General features: G+C 69.8%; 16 protein-coding genes and 1 riboswitch. Of the genes, 5 read left to right on the plus strand and 11 right to left on the minus strand.

The features are described from left to right. The first annotated feature begins 23 nt into the window (after positions 1-23). Positions 24-926 carry an aminodeoxychorismate lyase gene (locus ACHAAJ_RS07070; protein WP_435727291.1) on the plus strand — a complete coding sequence of 301 codons (903 nt, stop codon included), beginning with the start codon at positions 24-26 and terminating at the stop codon, positions 924-926. 24 nt (positions 927-950) lie between these two features. Here the strand turns inward: ACHAAJ_RS07070 and ACHAAJ_RS07075 are convergent, their stop codons facing one another. Both ACHAAJ_RS07075 and ACHAAJ_RS07080 read right to left on the minus strand, forming a co-directional pair. Next, positions 951-3425 carry an ATP-binding cassette domain-containing protein gene (locus ACHAAJ_RS07075; protein ID WP_435727292.1) on the minus strand — a complete coding sequence of 825 codons (2475 nt, stop codon included), beginning with the start codon at positions 3423-3425 and terminating at the stop codon, positions 951-953. Positions 3426-3440: 15 nt separating this feature from the next. Continuing rightward, a complete protein-coding gene (locus ACHAAJ_RS07080; RefSeq protein ID WP_435727293.1) occupies positions 3441-4058 on the minus strand; it encodes an ECF transporter S component in 618 nt (205 codons plus the stop codon). A 50-nt stretch (positions 4059-4108) separates the two neighbouring features. Continuing rightward, a riboswitch (TPP riboswitch) is annotated at positions 4109-4238 on the minus strand. 70 nt (positions 4239-4308) lie between these two features. Between ACHAAJ_RS07080 and ACHAAJ_RS07085 the strand changes: the two genes are divergently transcribed. Beyond that, positions 4309-4578 carry a DUF4235 domain-containing protein gene (locus ACHAAJ_RS07085; RefSeq protein ID WP_435727294.1) on the plus strand — a complete coding sequence of 90 codons (270 nt, stop codon included), beginning with the start codon at positions 4309-4311 and terminating at the stop codon, positions 4576-4578. A gap of 7 nt (positions 4579-4585) precedes the next feature. Here the strand turns inward: ACHAAJ_RS07085 and mnhG are convergent, their stop codons facing one another. From mnhG to ACHAAJ_RS07115, 6 genes are read right to left on the minus strand one after another with little or no spacing between them, the layout of a single operon-like run. After that, positions 4586-4987, minus strand: a complete 402-nt coding sequence (mnhG, locus tag ACHAAJ_RS07090) for a monovalent cation/H(+) antiporter subunit G (RefSeq protein ID WP_435727295.1) — start codon at positions 4985-4987, stop codon at positions 4586-4588. Continuing rightward, the gene (locus ACHAAJ_RS07095) at positions 4987-5256 is read right to left on the minus strand and encodes an MrpF/PhaF family protein (protein WP_435727296.1); all 270 of its coding nucleotides are present in this window, start codon (positions 5254-5256) and stop codon (positions 4987-4989) included. The genes mnhG and ACHAAJ_RS07095 overlap by 1 nt, the downstream gene beginning before the upstream one ends. After that, positions 5253-5852 (minus strand): Na+/H+ antiporter subunit E, encoded by a 600-nt coding sequence (locus tag ACHAAJ_RS07100; RefSeq protein ID WP_435727351.1) that lies wholly within the window; start codon positions 5850-5852, stop codon positions 5253-5255. Before ACHAAJ_RS07100 ends, ACHAAJ_RS07095 begins: the two co-directional genes overlap by 4 nt. A 26-nt stretch (positions 5853-5878) precedes the next feature. Beyond that, positions 5879-7528, minus strand: a complete 1650-nt coding sequence (locus tag ACHAAJ_RS07105; protein ID WP_435727297.1) for a Na+/H+ antiporter subunit D — start codon at positions 7526-7528, stop codon at positions 5879-5881. Next, complete coding sequence (locus ACHAAJ_RS07110; RefSeq protein ID WP_435727298.1) at positions 7525-8070, minus strand: Na(+)/H(+) antiporter subunit C; 546 nt, start codon at positions 8068-8070, stop codon at positions 7525-7527. Before ACHAAJ_RS07110 ends, ACHAAJ_RS07105 begins: the two co-directional genes overlap by 4 nt. After that, a complete protein-coding gene (locus ACHAAJ_RS07115) occupies positions 8067-11051 on the minus strand; it encodes a Na+/H+ antiporter subunit A (RefSeq protein ID WP_435727299.1) in 2985 nt (994 codons plus the stop codon). Before ACHAAJ_RS07115 ends, ACHAAJ_RS07110 begins: the two co-directional genes overlap by 4 nt. 164 nt (positions 11052-11215) lie before the next feature. Here ACHAAJ_RS07115 and ACHAAJ_RS07120 point away from each other — a divergent pair, with 164 nt between their 5' ends. Further along, positions 11216-12544 carry an MFS transporter gene (locus ACHAAJ_RS07120; RefSeq protein ID WP_435727300.1) on the plus strand — a complete coding sequence of 443 codons (1329 nt, stop codon included), beginning with the start codon at positions 11216-11218 and terminating at the stop codon, positions 12542-12544. Positions 12545-12556: 12 nt separating this feature from the next. On the opposite strand, the gene dcd is transcribed toward ACHAAJ_RS07120, so the two are convergent. Continuing rightward, the gene (gene dcd, locus ACHAAJ_RS07125; RefSeq protein ID WP_435727301.1) at positions 12557-13138 is read right to left on the minus strand and encodes a dCTP deaminase; all 582 of its coding nucleotides are present in this window, start codon (positions 13136-13138) and stop codon (positions 12557-12559) included. Positions 13139-13324: 186 nt separating this feature from the next. Between dcd and ACHAAJ_RS07130 the strand changes: the two genes are divergently transcribed. Further along, positions 13325-14143 carry a M15 family metallopeptidase gene (locus ACHAAJ_RS07130; protein WP_435727302.1) on the plus strand — a complete coding sequence of 273 codons (819 nt, stop codon included), beginning with the start codon at positions 13325-13327 and terminating at the stop codon, positions 14141-14143. A gap of 2 nt (positions 14144-14145) precedes the next feature. On the opposite strand, the gene kynA is transcribed toward ACHAAJ_RS07130, so the two are convergent. Beyond that, complete coding sequence (kynA, locus tag ACHAAJ_RS07135; RefSeq protein WP_435727303.1) at positions 14146-15000, minus strand: tryptophan 2,3-dioxygenase; 855 nt, start codon at positions 14998-15000, stop codon at positions 14146-14148. Between the two features lie 8 nt (positions 15001-15008). Further along, positions 15009-16715, minus strand: a complete 1707-nt coding sequence (locus tag ACHAAJ_RS07140) for a fumarate hydratase (RefSeq protein WP_435727304.1) — start codon at positions 16713-16715, stop codon at positions 15009-15011. Between the two features lie 145 nt (positions 16716-16860). On the opposite strand from ACHAAJ_RS07140, the gene ACHAAJ_RS07145 reads away from it, so the two are divergent. Next, positions 16861-17331, plus strand: coding sequence for an SseB family protein (locus ACHAAJ_RS07145; protein WP_435727305.1), 471 nt, complete (start codon positions 16861-16863; stop codon positions 17329-17331). Positions 17332-17369: the final 38 nt, after the last annotated feature.

Consider the following 17369-nt stretch of genomic DNA (forward strand, 5'->3'; position numbering starts at 1 on the left):
TGCGCCGGGCGTAGGGTTTATCCATGACTGTCTTGGTGTTTGTGGACCCCTCCCACCCGGCCGGCCGGGTGGCCGACGCGTCCGTTCCGCAGCTGTCCGCACTTGATCAGGGCGCCACCCGGGGCGACGGCGTGTTCGAGTCCGCGCTGTACACGGACGGCGCGGTGCGCAAGCTGGACGCGCATCTGTCCCGCATGGTCGTTTCGGCCGCGAGCTGCGATCTGCCGTTGCCCGCCGAGGACGCCTGGCGGGCCGCGATCGCGACGGCGGTTCAGGCCTACGAGGCCGAACGCGCAGCGGGCACCGGCGGACCGGACACCTCGGACGACGAGGCCGTGGTGAAGCTCGTCGCGACGCGCGGACCCGAGGGCGCCGGCCACGGAACCGCCTGGGTGGCCGTTTCGCCGGCCCCTGCGCTGGGACGCCGGCAGCGCTCGGAGGGCATCGCCGTCGTGCTCCTGGACCGCGGCTACGACTCCACGATCGCCGACCGCGCCCCCTGGCTGCTGATGGGCGCCAAGACGCTGTCCTACGCCGTCAACATGGCCGCCCTGCGGCATGCCCGCAAGCAGGGCGCAGACGACGTCATCTTCGTCTCGAGCGACGGCCGCGTGCTGGAGGGCCCGACGTCGACGGTGCTCCTGGCCGTGCGCGAGGGCGGACGCAAGCGCCTGATCACCCCGATGCTGGAAACGGGAATCCTGCCCGGCACCACGCAAGGGGCCATCTTCGCCGCGGCCGAGTCGGCGGGTTGGGAGCTCGGCTACGGTCCGCTGGAGCCGCAGCACCTGATCCAGGCCGACGCCGTCTGGCTGGTTTCCAGCGTCCGGCTCCTCGCGCCGGTGAACTCGCTCGACGGCGTCGAACTCTCCCGCGACCCGGAACTGCACGCGGAACTCACAGCGATGGTCAACGCCATCCGCTAGCCGCGCCGCCCGCGCGCCGGGCGGCTACGTCCAGACGAGGTTCCATTGGCCGGAGGCCACGGACGCCCAGACGGCCGCCGCGCCCAGGAGCGCACCACCGGCCACGACGCCGAGGTCCCGCCGTGCGAACACGGATTCGCGCGCCCAGGACCTTTCGGCGCCGCCGAAGCCCTTGGCCTCCATCGTGACGGCCAGCCGCGACGCGCGGCGGATGGCCTGAACCAAGAGGCCGAAAGCCTGGCCCAGGTTCGCCAGGATGCGCTGGCCCAGCGACCCGCGCGATCCCACGCCGCGCGCGCGGCGTGCCATGCCCAGGGTCGTCCACTCCTCGACGAGGAGTCCGAGCAGCCGCATGCCGGCCAGCGCCCCGAGGACGAATCGGTGCGGCAGCCGGGCCTTCTGCGCCAGGGCGTTCGCCAGGTCGGTCGGGTCCGTCGTGGAGAAGACGAGGACCGCCGGCACCGCGACGGCGAACGCGCGCAGCCCCGTCGCGAGACCCGCGACGAGCGACCCCTCCGTGACCGTGAACACTGCGAGGTCCAACAGCACGGCGCCCGAGTCGTTGCCCACCAGCGCGGTGCCCCATGCGCCGAACAGCCCGGCGACCAGCAGCGGCCAGGCCCGGGCGAGGAAGCGCGCTATGGTGATGCCGGCGAGCGGCAGCAGGCACAGCGTCACCAACACCACGAGTCCGGCGCTCACGAAATCCAGGGTCGCCACCAGCGGGATGGTCGCCAGCGCGACGGCGCCGAGCTTCGCCAGCGGATTGGAGCGGCCGAGGAGACTGGTCCGGCCGGACGCAGTGGGCTCCAGCAGGCCGGGCCGTCCGACGTCGGCGCCCCCCTCCGCCGCGGGCGGACCGGCGGCGAGGGTCTCCACGGCCAGCGTGCGTGCGCCGAGTGCCGCGGCGAAGTGTTCGTCGTGGGTCACGGCGACGACCGAGGCTCCCGCCTCCAGATGCTCGCGCAGCAACAGCGCGAGTTCGGTCCACGTGTTCATGTCCTGGCCGAACGTGGGTTCGTCCACGATCAACACCGACGGCCCCGCGGCGAGCACGGTGGCGACCGAGAGCCGGCGTTTTTCGCCGCCGGACAGGGTGAAGGGGTTCGCGTCGGCCAGGTGCCGCAGCCCGAGGCGGTCCAACAAGCCATCGACCCGTTCGGCGATCTGATCGTCGCCGAACAGCGGAATCCGGCTCCCCGACACCCGCGCCTGCCGCGGACCGAACGCCAGCTCCTCGCGCACCGTGGCCGCCACGAACTGGTGTTCCGGCTCCTGGAAGACGGTGCCGATGCGGCTGACCAAGTCGGCTGCCTTCCACCGGTGGGGACGCTCGGCGAGGACGGTGGAGTTGGCCCTCGCCGAACCCTCCGGCGGGTCGCCGGGCGAGGTGAGCGCCGGCGTCGCGACGACGCGTCCCGAGCGTTCGGGAAGGAGTCCCGCGAGCGTCAGGGCGAGTGTGGACTTGCCGGAGCCGTTCGCTCCGGTGATGCAAAGGGCCTCCGCGGCGCCCAGTCGCAGGTCCACTCCGGCCAGTGCCACGGGGGCGCCCGCGGTCCGGGCCACGGACAGCAGCTCGGTGCGCAGCAGCATCTCCCCGGCCGGGCGCGCGCCGGCGTCGTCCGCCATCGCCGGGAGCACCGGGAGGATCGGCACGTGGCCGGGAACCCACACGCCGGCGCGGATGAGATCCTCGCGCACGGGGCCGGGGGCGAACAGTTCGGCGGGAGTGCCCTGGTGCGCCACGCCTCCCCCGGGCTCGAGGACCACCACGCGGTCCACGTGCGGTGCCCAGGCATCCAGGCGGTGCTCGACGATGACGGCCGTCGCCCCGGTGAGTTCCAGTGCCGCCACCACGGCGTCGCGGACCTCGCGGACGCCCGCGGGATCCAGGTTGGCCGTGGGCTCGTCGAGCAGCACCAGACCGGGCCGCATAGCCAGGATCCCGGCGAGCGTCAGCCGCTGCTTCTGGCCGCCGGAGAGGGAGGACGACGGATGGTCGAGCCCGACCCGCAGCCCGACGGCGTCCAGCGCCTCGGCGACCCGGGGCCAGATCTCATCGCGCGGCACGGCGAGGTTTTCGGCCCCGAACGCCACGTCGTCGCCGACGCGCGCCTGGACGACCTGCGTCTCCGGGTCCTGCTGCATCAGTCCTGCGCGGCCCGTCGACGCGTGGGCCGGGCGACCGTCGACCAGCAGTTCCCCGGCGGATGCCGTGTCCTCGTCCGCGTGGAGCACGCCGGCGAGGGCGTGGAGCAGGGTGGATTTGCCCGCGCCCGACGGCCCGGCGAGCAGGATCCGCTCCCCCGGCCGGATGTCCAGGTCGAGGCCACGCAGGGCGTCTCGGGTGCGGTCGGCATGCCGCCAGCCCCACCCTCGGGCGCTCACCGAGGCGGGCGCGTGCCCGGCGACGGGCCGCGTGCCCGGCGCGGCGCCGTGTTCGCCACGCCGCTCCGCTCCGTGGCCGGCGGCACCGGCGTCGTGCATGTGGGTGGCCATGAGGGGACCTACCGGCTAGCCCCGGGCCGGTTCCTGTCCGGCCTTGCGGGAGGCGAGGGCGGACAGCGCACCGGTGCGGGCGAGTGCCCGGGTGGCCAGCCAGGACAACAGCCCGGCGATGACGATGCCGGAGACGGTCATGCAGCCCACGTAGACGAGCTTCATGGCGGCGGTGTATTCGGGGAACCAGTTGAAGACGAACGCGTCGTTGATTCCGCCGAAGAGGCCCGCCGCGGCGCCGGCGAGGAGCGCGGTCACCAGGCCCCAGCGCCGGTAGAGGAACGCGGCGAACACGAGTTCGGCGCCGAGGCCCTGGACAAGCCCGGACACCAGCACGGTCCAGCCGTATTCGGAGCCGAGGAACGCGGACACGACGGCGGCGACGGTCTCGCAGAACAGGGCCGCGCCCGGCTTGCGGATGATCAGCGCGCCCAGCACGGCCGGGAAGAGCCAGAATCCGGCCACGAGCGCCGAGGACGGCGGGAAGGCGACGAAGAGGAAGTCCAGCGCGTGGTGGATGGTGTTCCAGCCGAAGAAGATGACGCCGGAGGCGACGGCGATCACGGCCGCGACGACGATGTCGACGACGCGCCACGAGGCGCGCGCGTTGCGGGGGTTCTGCAGGGTGGTCATGGTTTTTCCTCCTTGAGGGCAAGGAGGGGAGGAAGAGTCGACGGCGCGCTCACCCTGAGATCTCGACTCCCTTCGCCGGTACTAGCCGGAGCAGGTTCGAGGGTCTGCGTCGAAGCGCACTCTCAGCATCAGTTGACCGGGCCGTTGGGCACCGATCGTGACGCTCCCCTGTCGTAGTTGTTCAGTGTCCCCAGTCTAGCCCCGCGTTATGCTGGGCAGGTAATCACGCCGAACGACGGGAGCACTGCACGTGAACATTCTGCTGAAGGTGGGCGGCACCATCATTTCGCTGGTCGCGGGGCTGGCCGGCGCCAAGGTCGTGGACGCGGTCTGGACGAAAGTCACCGGCAACGAGCCGCCCAAGCCGACGAACCCCAAGACGCAGGCGGAGGCGACGCTGCGCCAGGCACTGGGCTTCGCCGTGATGTCCTCCGTGGTCGCGGCCGTGATCCAGGTGGCGACCAACCGCGGGACGCAACGCGCCATCGCGCGGTTCAACCGCACCCTCGACGAGGTCTAGAAGGCGTCTAGGGGCTGCCCGGCGGGGTCTCGCGGCCGCCGGCGTTGCCGTCGGCGGCCCGGGCCACCACCTCGTCGAGGTCGTCCAGCACCAGCGTTTCCTTCTTCAGGTGCCTAGTCCGGTATCCGGATCGACCGACCATGTGTGCGCTGACTGGTGCCGTCAGCAGCTGGAGCATCCACGCCAGGAACAGCGCGGGGGCCACGGACCACGAGCCCATCTGCAGGCCCACGGCCGTGAGCATCAGCAACAGCCCCAGCACCTGCGGCTTCGTGGCTGCGTGCATCCTGGACAGCAGGTCGGGAAAGCGGAGCATGCCGATTCCGGCGGCGAACGACATCAGCGCGCCGACGACCAGGAAGACGGCGGACACCACGTCCACGGCGGTCCCCCACAGCGAATTGTCCATTAGGAGTTCCTCCGGTCCGTCACGTAGCGCGAGATCGTCACCGAGCCGATGAAGCCGATCACGCTGGCCGCCAGGACAAACGGCAGGTGGTCGATGTGGTGGTTCGCGGCCATGTCGATGCACAGGGCGGCGACGACGATGGTCAGGAGCACATCCAGGCCGATGACCCTCTCCAGGATGGAGGGGCCGCGGGCTATGCGGACGAGGGCCAGGGCCGCGGCGGCCGCGATCAGCAGTCCCGAGGCCCATACGGCGATGTCCATGATCATGCTGTCCTCCCGCGCTTCGCGCCGGCCTCGGCGCCGTTCTCCGCCTCGAGCGAGGCAAGTTCCTCGCGCGTCCCCATCACGCGAATCAGCCGGGCCTCGGTGGCGCGCACCTTGCGGCGGAAGTCCTCCGCCTCCTCCCGGGTGTTCACGTCCAGGACGTGGAGATACAGGGTCGCGTTGGGACGGTCCACCTCCACGGTGAACGATCCCGGTATCAGGGTGAGGACGTGGGAGACCGTGGTGATCATCAGGTCCTCGCGGCTGCGCAGGCCCACCCCGACGACGGCGCTGCGCACCTTGGGGCCCTTGACCAGCGCGGTGCCGAGGACCTGGAAACTCGCGACGGCGATGTCCCACACGAACCGCGCGGCGAAGAGCGCTGCGCGCCACACGTTGAACCGGCCGCTGAGCTCCACCGGCGGTAGCCGGAACGCGGACACGACGCCGAGGGAGATCAGGAACCCGAACACCAGGTTGCCGATGGCGAAGTCCCGCCAGAGCGCGCCCCAGACGAGCACCATCCACACCAGCAGCGGCAGCTCCACCATGAAGCGCGCACGCTTGCGGCGACGGGATGCGGCGCCGGGGGTGCGCATGCCCAGTGCGGACGGACGCGTGGGAGTCACGGTGCCACTCCCGTCACGGGTGCGTTGCGCTCCGAGGCGGTCCCCAGCACCGCCGAGATGTAGTCGTTGCGGTCCATCATGTTGCGCGCCGCCTGCTCGCTGAGTCCGAACAGCGGGCCGGCGAACACCGTCAGCGACAGGCCCAGGACCACCAGGGCGGCCGTCGAGCCGACCATGGCGCGGGGCAGGAGCTCGATGTCGCCGCGGTCGCTGAACCGGCTGGCGGGATGGTCGGCGACGTGGCGGTAGGTGGTCACGCGCCCGCCGTCGGCCGCGCCGACCAGGAGCAGCGGGTCCGGGTCCTCCGCGTCCTCCGCCTTCCGCCAGAACGCCCGGTTCCAGACCCGAGCGACGGCCAGCAGGGTCAGCAGCGACGTGGCCACGGCCCCGCCCAGGAGAACCCAGGCCAGCGGTGTCCCGAGTTCGATCCCGCCCTGCAGCAGCCCCAGCTTGCCCAGGAAGCCGGAGAACGGCGGGATGCCGGCCAGGTTCATGGCCGGGAGGAAGAACAGGACGGCCAGCACCGGGGAAAGCTTGGAGAGCGATCCGAGCCGGTCGGCGTTCGAGGTCCCGGCGCGGCGTTCGATCAGGCCCGTCACGAGGAACAGGGACGTCTGGACGATGATGTGGTGGGCGACGTAGTAGACCGTCGCGGCAAGCGCCGCCACGTTGCCGATGGCGAGCCCGAACACCATGAAACCGATGTGGCTGGTGAGCGTGAAGGAGAGCATGCGTTTGATGTCCGCCTGCGCGATGGCGCCGAGGATCCCCACGATCATCGTCAGCAGCGCGACCACCATCAGCACCGAGTTGATGCGGTCCCCGGGGAACAGCAGGGTCTCGGTGCGCACCATGGCGTAGATGCCGACCTTGGTCAGCAGTCCCGCGAACACCGCGGTCACGGGCGCGGGGGCCGTCGGGTAGGAGTCCGGGAGCCAGAACGAGAGCGGGAAGACCGCGGCCTTGATCCCGAACGCCACCAGGAGCATCAGGTGCAGGATCATCTGGGTGCCCGGATTGAGGTCGTTCAGCTTGAGCGCGAGGTCCGCCATGTTCACCGTTCCGGTCGCGGCGTAGATCATGCCGATCGCGATGAGGAACAACATGGAGGACACCACGGACACGACGACGTACGTCACGCCCGCGCGGATCCGCGCCGTCGTTCCGCCGAGGGTGAGCAGGACGTAGGACGCCGTCAGCAGTATCTCGAAGCCGACGTAGAGGTTGAAGAGGTCGCCGGCCAGAAACGCGTTGGAGACGCCGGCCACCAGAATCATGTAGGTCGGGTGGAAGACGGAGACGGGGCCGTCCTCGTCGCCGTCGGCCATGCCCTGCCCGGTCGCGTACACCAGCACGGCGAGGCTGACCGCCGTGGAGACCACGAGCATCAGGGAGGAGAACTCGTCGACCACCAGTGAGATGCCGAACGGCGGGGCCCATCCGCCGATCAGGACGGCCTGCGCTCCGTGGCCCCAGGCCGCGGTCAGCAGCCAGACCTCGAGCGCCAGGGTGATGACGAGCGTGGAAATCGTGGTGATGCGCTGGATCCGCGTATGGCGGCGCAACACGAAGGCCAGTGCCGCGCCCAGAATCGGAAGTGCTACGGCCAATGGCGCGAAGGCCACGGCGGCCAATGGTTCGGTCATCGTGCCTCCCTGTTTCTCCCGTGGTCGTCTGTTCCGGCGCTTTCCTCCGAGGAGGCCTGCCGCCGGTCGGATTCGTTTGCCGACCGGTTGGCGTCCGCGGTGGCCCGCGAGGCGGCCTCGTCGGTGTCCTCGCTGAACTCCGTGGTGTCCGCGGGGACCTCCGCGTCGTCCTCGAAGTCGAAGTGGGACTGCTCGGCGACGCGGCGGTCCTCGAGGTCGTCCACCACTTCGTCCCGCCGGGCGATGACCCAGGACCGGTAGATGATGGCGAGCATCAGGGCGGTCACGGCGAAGGTGATCACGATCGCCGTCAGGATCAGCGCCTGCGGCAGGGGGTCGGAATACGCGTCCGCGGGAGTCTCCGGGTCGTAAAGCGGGGCGAGCCCCGGCAACCCGCCGGCAATCAGGATCAACAGGTTCGCACCGTTGCCGATCAGCAGCAGGCCCAGCAGGACGCGCGTCAGGCTGCGCTCGAGCAGCAGGTAGATGCCGGCGGCGAACAGGACGCCCATGACCAGCAGTAGGGTGACGTTCGGTGTCATCGGGCCACCCCCTCCGTCTGCGGGGCCGCGGGGTTTTGGGGCTCTTCCGGGGTGGCGCCCTCGGAGCGTTCGTCGATCTCGGAGCCGAGGCTGCGCAACACGTCGACGACCAGGCCGACGACCACCAGGTACACGCCGACGTCGAAGATCGTCGACGTGACGAACTTGTGGTCCCCGAACACCGGCAGCGAGAACTCCAGGGCGGCGCTCTGGAACATCTGCCCGCCGAAGAACAAGGGCACGACGCCGGAAAGCGTCGCCGTCGCCAGCCCCATTCCCAGGAGGGTTCCGGGGCTGATCGGGGTCGACTCCGCGAGCTCGAACCGCCCGCCCGCGAGATAGCGGATGGTCAGGGCCAGCCCCGCGAGGAGGCCGCCGGCGAAGCCGCCACCCGGGGTGTTGTGCCCGGCGAGCAGCAGGTAGACCGAGAAGAGGATGAGGGAGTGGAAGATGAGCCGGGTCACCACCTCGAGGATGATCGACCGGCGTTCGGGGGCCAACGTGCGGCCCGCGACGATCCACGCGTCCTTGGCCGACTTGGCGAAGTGGCGGGCGATCGCCAGCGCGGCGGCGGATCGGTTCGGCGCGTGGATGTGCTCGGATCCGCGGTCCACGGATCCCGGCTCGACGTCCTCCACGGGGCGCTTGTCGTCGCCGCGTCCGCGGACGTAGATGAGGCTGGCGACGCCGGTGGCCGCGGCCGCCAGCACCGTGAGTTCGCCGAAGGTGTCCCAGACGCGGATGTCCACGAGGGTGACGTTGACGATGTTCTTTCCGGCGCCGCCGTAGTACGCGAGCTCCGGGAACGCCAGCGAGACGGGGTCCGCCGTGCGCGAGGCCATCGCGATCACCGCGATAGACATCATCACCAGGCCGAAGCCGATCCCGATGGCCGCCCGCAAGGCGCGGTGGCCCGCGGGGTTGGACGTCCACAGCGGGGCCGGAAGGGTGCGTAGCGCGAGGACCATGGCGACCAGGACGATGGTCTCGACGAGGAGCTGGGTCAGCGCCACGTCCGGGGCACCCTGCAACGCGAACAGGATGGCCATCCCGTAGCCGGTGACGCCAACCATCAGCACGGCAAGGAAGCGCTTGTTGGCCCGGATGGCCGCCAGGGCGCCCACCACCATGCACGCGCCGACCATGAGTTGGGCCGGGGTGTCGAACCACGTGATCTGTTGCGGAAGCGGCGTCTCGTAAACGAACACGGCGACCGCGGGGGTCAGCAACCCGACGGTGAGGATCACGGTCAGGTAGAATATCAGGGAGCCGCGCTGTGTCCGCCCGGTCACCCACACGGCGACCTCGTCGGTGGCCCCCAGCACGTTTTTGTAGGTTCGCTCGGCGTCGAACACCGGGTACAGGAGCTGCTGCGCGCGCGCCACCGGCCCGCGCAGGACAAACATCAGGGAGCCGGCGGCGACGATGACCGCCGACAGTCCGAGCCCCGGCGTGAGGCCGTGCCACAGCGCCAGGTGGATGGGGTGCTCCGCCTCCGGGAACAGCGCGGCGTACGGCTTGATCGCCTCCTCGAGCATTCCCGGCGCGAAGGCGAAGAACACCGTGGCGGCGGCCAGGACCAGCGGCGCGGCCAGGAACAGCCACGGCACGGGTTTGAAGTCCGTCGCGGCGACGCCGGGCTTCGTCGCGAAGCCGCCCCACACGAAGCGGGCGCTGTAGGCAAAGGTCAGGACGGACCCCAGCACGACTCCGGCGAGCAGCCACGTGCCCCCCGGACCGGCCGCGCCGTCGTCGAGCAGCGCCTCGAGGACGGCCTCCTTGGCGACGAAGCCGAACAGCGGCGGCAGGCCGGCCATCGACGCGGCGCCCACCACGGCGACGACGAACAGCTTCGGGGCGCTCCGCCACAGTCCGGAGAGCTTGCGCAGGTCGCGGGTGCCCGCCTGGTGGTCGATGATCCCGACGACCAGGAAGAGCGTGGCCTTGAAGAATCCGTGCGCAAGCATCATGGCGATGCCGGCCATGGCGGCGTTTGCCGTACCCACGCCGACCAGCAGGATCAGGAACCCGAGTTGCGATACGGTCCCGTAGGCGATGAGCAGCTTGATGTCGTCCTGCCGCAGCGCGCGCCAACCGCCGACCAGCATGGTGGCCAGACCCAGCCCGAGCACGACCGGGTGCCAGAACGCCGTCTCGGCGAAGCCCGGGGCCAGCCGCGCCACCAGGTACACGCCGGCCTTCACCATGGCCGCGGCGTGCAGATACGCGGACACGGGGGTGGGCGCGGCCATCGCCGCCGGCAACCAGAAGTGGAAAGGGACCAGCGCGGACTTGGACACCGCACCGACGAGGATCAGGAGGATCGCGACGTCGATCGCGGTCCCCTGGGCCACGAGGCCGCCCGCCCGCGCCATGATGCCCGAGAGCCGGTACGTTCCGGCCGCCTCCCCCAGCATGATCAGTCCGAGCAGCATGACCAGGCCGCCGAAGGTCGTCACGATGAGCGCCTGCAGGGCGGAGCGGCGGGCGAAGATACGGGTCCGCGAGTAGCCGATCAGCAGGTAGGACAGGACCGTGGTCATTTCCCAGAAGATGAACAGCAGGATCAGGTCGTCCGCCACGACCAGTCCGAACATGGCGCCGGCGAAGGCCAACAGTTGCGCGCCGAAGGGGCCGATGTTGGCGTCCTCGTTCTTGAAGTACCGCGCGCAGTAGAAGAGCACCAGCGCCCCGACGCCAAGCACCAGGAGGCTCATGACGGCGGACAGCGCGTCCATCCGGAACGCGGCCTCGAGCTGCAGCGGTTCGATCCACGCGAACGCGTCCGACGGCGGCGCGTTCGGTTCGCCGGTGGCGGCGGTCTGATCGGCCGAGGTGAAGGAGGCGAAGTTCGCCACCAGCCACACGAAGCCGGCCGCGGGCACGCCGCCGAGAACATAGAAGGTCGCCCTGCCGAGGCGGCGGAAAATCAAGGGCGCTACGAGGGCCACCGCGAAGAGGGCGATGAGCACGACGAGCACGATGATCTCCTGGGGGCGCAAACTGCGTGGACTCCCCGGCTCGGGTCCGGGGCATCGTGGCAGGTGGTCAAGGGCTGGTCCAACTTTAACAGTTCACGGGCGCGCCGCCGCGCCCCGGCCCCGGTTTCGGGCCCCGATTACGCGCAGGGCGTTACGCTTCACCCATGAGCCACCTGCCCGCGGCCGTCCCGGCCCCCGCACACCGGAAACCGACCAATCGGCAGGTGCTCGCGTGGGCGTCGTGGGACTGGGGGTCCGCGGCCATCAACGCGGTGATGACCACGTTCGTCTTCACGGTTTACCTGACCAGTTCCCTCTTCGGGGAGACGGACGCGAACTCGGCCGTGTTGGGCAACGCGCTGGCGATCGCCGGCGTCGCCATCGCACTCCTCGCGCCGGTCACGGGACAGCGCTCCGACGCCGGCGGACGCCGCCGCTTCTGGCTGGGCGTCAACACCGTCCTGGTGACCATCGCGACGGCGGCCTGCTTCTTCGTGCTCCCGGAACCGCGGTTCCTGCTCCTGGGCGTGACGCTGATTGCGGCGGCGAGCGTGTTCGCGGAGTTCGCCACGGTGAACTACAACGCGATGCTTCCGCAGGTGTCCACGCCCGCCACCATCGGCAAGGTCTCGGGCTTCGGTTGGGGCATGGGCTACCTCGGCGGCATCATCGCCCTGGCGATCGTGCTCTTCGGCTTCGTCCAGCCGCTCGTCGACTGGCCCGGCGCCTCCGACGACGGCTCGCTGAACCTGCGCCTGGTCGCGGTCTTCTCCGCGGCGTGGTTCCTGGTCTTCGGGCTGCCCGTCCTGTTCTTCGTCCCCGAGGTTCCCCGGCGCGTGGACACCTCCAAGGTGGGGTTCCTGGAGTCCTACCGGATTCTCGCCCGCCACGTCGCCAAGCTGGCCAAAACGGCACCGCACACGCTCTACTACCTGGTGGCCGCGGCCGTGTTCCGCGACGGGCTCGCGGCCATCTTCACGTTCGGCGGCATCATCGCCGCCGGCACCTTCGGGTTCTCGACGTCCCAGGTCATCGTGTTCGCGATCGCCGGCAACGTCGTGGCCGCCGTCGGCGCCATGGTCGGCGGCCTGCTGGATGACAGGATCGGCCCCAAGGCCGTGATCGTCGGCTCCCTCGTGGGGCTGCTGATCGCCGGGACCGGAGTGTTCCTCTCCCCCGGAGCGGCCGGCTTCTGGGCGTTCGGGCTGCTGCTGTGCCTGTTTGTCGGGCCCGCGCAGTCCTCGGCCCGGGCGTACGTGGCGCGCCTCGCCGACACCGGGAACGAGGGCCAGCTCTTCGGGCTGTACGCGACCACGGGACGGGCGGTCAGCTTCCTGGCCCCCGCACTCTTCTCGCTGGCGATCGTGCTCGCCACGCCGCACGTCGCGCCGGGCGGGGCCCAGCGGTTCGGCATCCTGGGGATCCTGGCCGTCCTGCTCGTCGGCCTGCTTCTCCTCTTGCCGGTGCGCAAACCGGCCCCGAAGGACGCCTGAGGCCGGCTGCGCCTACTCCGCCAGGCGGGTGCGGTGGAAGTTCAGGTGGCTGCGCGACGCCGTCGGGCCGCGCTGGCCCTGGTACCGGTTTCCGTACGCGCCCGAACCATAGGGGTGCTCGGCCGGCGAGGTCAGTTTGAAGAAGCACAGCTGGCCGATCTTCGATCCCGGCCAGAGTTTGATCGGCAGCGTCGCCATGTTGGACAGCTCCAGCGTGACGTGGCCGGAGAACCCGGGGTCGATGAACCCCGCCGTGGAGTGGGTCAGCAGGCCCAGCCGGCCGAGCGATGACTTCCCCTCGAGCCGGGCGGCGACGTCGTTCGGCAGGGTCACCGCCTCGTAGGTGGAGCCCAGCACGAACTCGCCGGGGTGCAGGATGAACGGCTCGTCGGGATCGACCTCCACCAGGCGCGTCAGTTCCGGCTGGTCGAGTTCCGGATCGATGTGCGCGTACTTGTGGTTGTCGAAAAGCCGGAAGAACCGGTCGATCCGCACGTCGACGCTGGAGGGCTGCACCATCGACGGGTCGTAGGGGTCCAGCACAATGCGGCCGGAGTCGAGTTCGGTCCGGATGTCGCGGTCTGAGATCAGCACCCGTCCAAAATATCCCATCGGCACGGTCGAAGCGCACCGCTCGCCCGGGTCGGAGCCACTTGGGTAGATTCACGGTCCATTACCGCGGCGAACAACGCGGGACTGTCCGCCCCGGCCAGGGAGCGATATCCTGAAATCCGCACGGCCGCCACGCCTCCGTGCGGCAGCCCTACAGATGGACACACCATGCACGAGTTCCCGAAGCCTCGGCTTCTGCCCACCGCGGTGGCCCTTTTGGCCACGGCGGTCTTGGCGTTGGCCGGGATCGCTCCCGCGGCGGCCAACGAACGTGCTGCGTACGACTTCACGGATCCCGCGTCGCCGACGGTCCTGGTCAACAAGACGACTCCGCTCAAGCCGGCGGACTACGTCCCGGACGGCCTGACGCCCGCCGGGGGCTCGGAGAACCTGATGGTGCCGGAGGCCGCCGTCGCGCTGGCGGTGCTGCTGGACCACGCGGCCAACGAGGGCCACCCGTTGATCGTCGAAAGCGCCTACCGCTCGCACGCCCGCCAGGCGCAGCTCTACCAGGGCTATGTGGCCCGCTACGGGGAGGCCTACGCGTCAACCATCTCCGCGAAGCCGGGCACGAGCGAGCACCAGCTGGGGCTCGCCGCCGACGTCGGACTCGCCACGGGCGAGTGCTCGCTGGAGCGCTGCTTCGGAGACACGCCCGCCGGAAAATGGGTCGCCAGCAATGCCGCGGAATTCGGTTTCGTCGTGCGCTACGCGCAGGGGCAGGAAAAGGTCACCGGCTTCGGCTACGAGCCGTGGCATCTGCGCTACCTCGGCGTCGACGTGGTGTCCGCCATGGAAGCGGCCGGGGCGGAGACGCTCGAGGAGTTCGCCGGAGCCGGGCCAGCCGCAAAGCCCGCTCGAACCGCGCCCGCCGCCGGCCCCGCTCCCCGGCGCAGCGCCGTTGGCCCCCCCGCCATGATTCGCAGGGTCGATCGCCCGCCGCTCGACTGGTATCCGACGTGGGGCGAGGGCGCGGCGGGTTCCTGAGCTCAGGCGCCCACTTCGGTCCGCACCGCGAGCAGTTCGGGAAAGAACGTCAGCTCGAGCGCCTTCTGCAGGAAGCCGACGCCGGAGGAGCCGCCCGTGCCGCGCTTGAAGCCGATGGTGCGCTCCACGGTCTTGAGGTGGCGGAAGCGCCACAGCTGGAAGTTCTCCTCGAGGTCCACCAGTTCCTCGCAGGCCTCGTAGAGGTCCCAATGCCCGTCGGCGTTTTCGTAGACCGTCTTGTAGACGGCGACGAGTCCCTCGTTGAACACGTGCGCCTCGGTGACGTCACGCTCCAACAGCTCGGTCGGAACGGGTAGCCCGCGGCGGGCCAGGAGCCGGATGAACTCGTCGTAGAGCGACGGGGCCCCCAACAGCTCCGTCAGCAGCGCGTGGGCCCGGGGATCGGCGTCGAACACGGAAACCATCCCGGCGTTCTTGTTGCCGAGCAGGAACTCGACGGCGCGGTACTGGAACGACTGGAAGCCGCTGGAGGAGCCCAGGTCGCCGCGGAACTGCGCGTACTCGGTCGGTGTCAGCGTGGCCAGCACGCTCCACTGTTCCGTCAGGGTCCGCTGGATGTGCTTGACGCGGGCGATGTGCTTCAGGGCGTAGCGCAGGTCGTCGGCCGCCAGTCGCGCCACGATCGCGCGCAGCTCGTGGAGCATCAACTTCAGCCACAGCTCGGACGTCTGGTGCTGGATGATGAACAGCAGTTCGTCGTGGTGCTCGGGTTTGCTCACCGGATGCTGCGAGGACAGGAGCGTGTCCAGGCCCAGATAGGACGCGTAGCTCATCTTGTCCCGGAAGTCGGTCTCGATGCCGTCCTCGAGCGCGCGCGTGTTCTTTTCGACGGACACCGCGTCCCCTAGCTCGCCCGGACGGGTATACCCGTGAACGTCGGCTTGAGGGTTTCGGCGAAGAAGTCGTTGCCCTTGTCGTCGACGACGATGAACGCCGGGAAGTCCTCGACCTCGATGCGCCAGATGGCCTCCATTCCCAGTTCCGCGTATTCGACCACCTCGACCTTCTTGATGCAGTCCTGGGCCAGGCGCGCCGCGGGGCCGCCGATCGAGCCGAGGTAGAAGCCGCCGTGGCTGTCGCAGGCCCGGGTCACCTGGGGCGAGCGGTTGCCCTTGGCCAGCATGACCTTGGAGCCTCCGGCGGCCTGGAACTGGTCGACGTAGGAGTCCATGCGGCCGGCCGTCGTGGGGCCGAAGGACCCGGATGCCATGCCTTCGGGGGTCTTCGCGGGCCCCGCGTAGTACACCGGGTGGTCCTTCAGGTACTGCGGCATCTCCTCGCCGGCGTCGAGGCGTTCCTTGATCTTGGCGTGCGCGATGTCGCGGGCGACCACCAGCGGTCCGCTGAGCGAAAGCCGCGTCTTGACCGGGTGCCGCGACAGTTCGGCGAGGATATCCTCCATCGGGCGGTTCAGGTCGATCTTCACGACGGAGCTGCCGCCCGTGCCGGAGACCCCGGCGGCGTCGTCGCCGTGTTCGGCGACCGCCGCATGGGTCTCGTCCGGCATGAAGCGCGCGGGGTCGGTCTCGAGCTGCTCGACGAACACGCCCTCGGGGGTTATCTTGGCGAGCATCTGGCGGTCGGCCGAACAGGAAACGGCGATGGCGACCGGGAGCGAGGCGCCGTGCCGGGGCAGGCGCACCACGCGCACGTCGTGGCAGAAGTACTTGCCGCCGAACTGCGCACCGATGCCGAAGTGCCGGGTCAGTTCCAGCACCTTCTTCTCCAGGTCGATGTCGCGGAACCCGCGGCCCGTCATGGCTCCGGTGGTGGGGAGGTTGTCCAGGTACTTCGCCGAACCGTACTTGGCCGTCTTCAGGGCGAACTCCGCGCTCGTGCCGCCGATGACGATGGACAGGTGGTACGGCGGGCAGGCCGCCGTGCCGAGGGAGCGCAGCTTCTCGTCCAGGAACCGCAGCATCGAGTTCTCGTTGAGGATGGCCTTGGTCTCCTGGTACAGGAAGGACTTGTTCGCCGAGCCGCCGCCCTTGGCCATGAACAGGAACTTGTACTGGTTCTCGTGGCCCTCCTCGGTGTCCGCGTAGAGCTCGATCTGCGCGGGGAGGTTGTTGCCGGTGCTCTTCTCCTCCCACGTGGTCAACGGCGCAAGCTGCGAGTAGCGGAGGTTGAGTTGGGTGTACGCGTCGTAGATTCCCTGCGACAACGCCTTCTCGTCGGGACCGCGGGTGATGACCTGCTGGCCGCGCTTGCCCATCACGATCGCCGTGCCGGTGTCCTGGCACATGGGCAGCACGCCGCCGGCCGCGATGTTGGCGTTCTTGAGCAGGTCCAGCGCGACGAATTTGTCGTTCGGGCTGGCCTCGTCGTCGTCGAGGATGTTGCGCAGTTGCTGGAGGTGCGCGGGACGGAGGTAGTGGGAGATGTCGTGCAGCGCCGTGCGGGACAGCAGCGCGAGGGTTTCCGGATCGATCTCGAGGTACGTCCGGTCCCCCGGACCCTCCACGGTCCGCACGCCTTCGGTGGTCAGTAGGCGGTAGGACGTCTCGTCCGGGCCGATCGGCAGCAGGTCCTCGTACTGGAATTCCGTCATGGTGCTTCCTCGCAGTGTGTCCATCTTGGGCGCTCCCACTCTAGTTCGCCGAGCGCGTTTGGGCGGAACCGGCTCCTGCCCATGACGCCAGGGACGGGCCCGGCCCGGGTTGCGGAACGTCCGCGGACGTGGTCGGGTGGAGGGCATGAGCGAACAGCCAACCTCAGCGTCCGAATCCGAAATCGACGGCGACGAGCCGCAGACCCACCTGGAGACGGTCCTCGTGGCCGGGCAGTCGGATCCCGCCATGGCCGGAACCGTCATCGGGACCTTCCTGCGCGAGGAGGTCTACTTCCTGAGCCGCGAAGAGGTCGGCGAGGCCACGGAGAACGTGCAGCCCCTCGTGGTGCAGAACCAGGACGGCAATCCCCTGATCGCCCTGTTCACGCACACCGACCGCATTCCCGCCCCCTACATCGAAGAGGCGCCGTTCGCCGTCCGGGTGGTCGGTGCCGCCGTGATCGACAACCTGCAGGGCGCCGGCATGGTCATCAACCCCGGCCACGAGATCGGTTTCGAGATCGGCCCGGAAGGCGTCGAATCGATCCGCAGGGATTTCGGCCCCGACGGCCAGCCCGCCCACCCGGACGCGCCGGCACCCACGGACCAGCCCTAGCGCCGCTCCCCTTCCCAAACACCGAACGGGCTGTCACC

The sequence above is a fragment of the Arthrobacter arnarulunnguaqae genome (genome assembly GCF_051262515.1).
Taxonomy (GTDB): Bacteria; Actinomycetota; Actinomycetes; order Actinomycetales; family Micrococcaceae; genus Arthrobacter_N.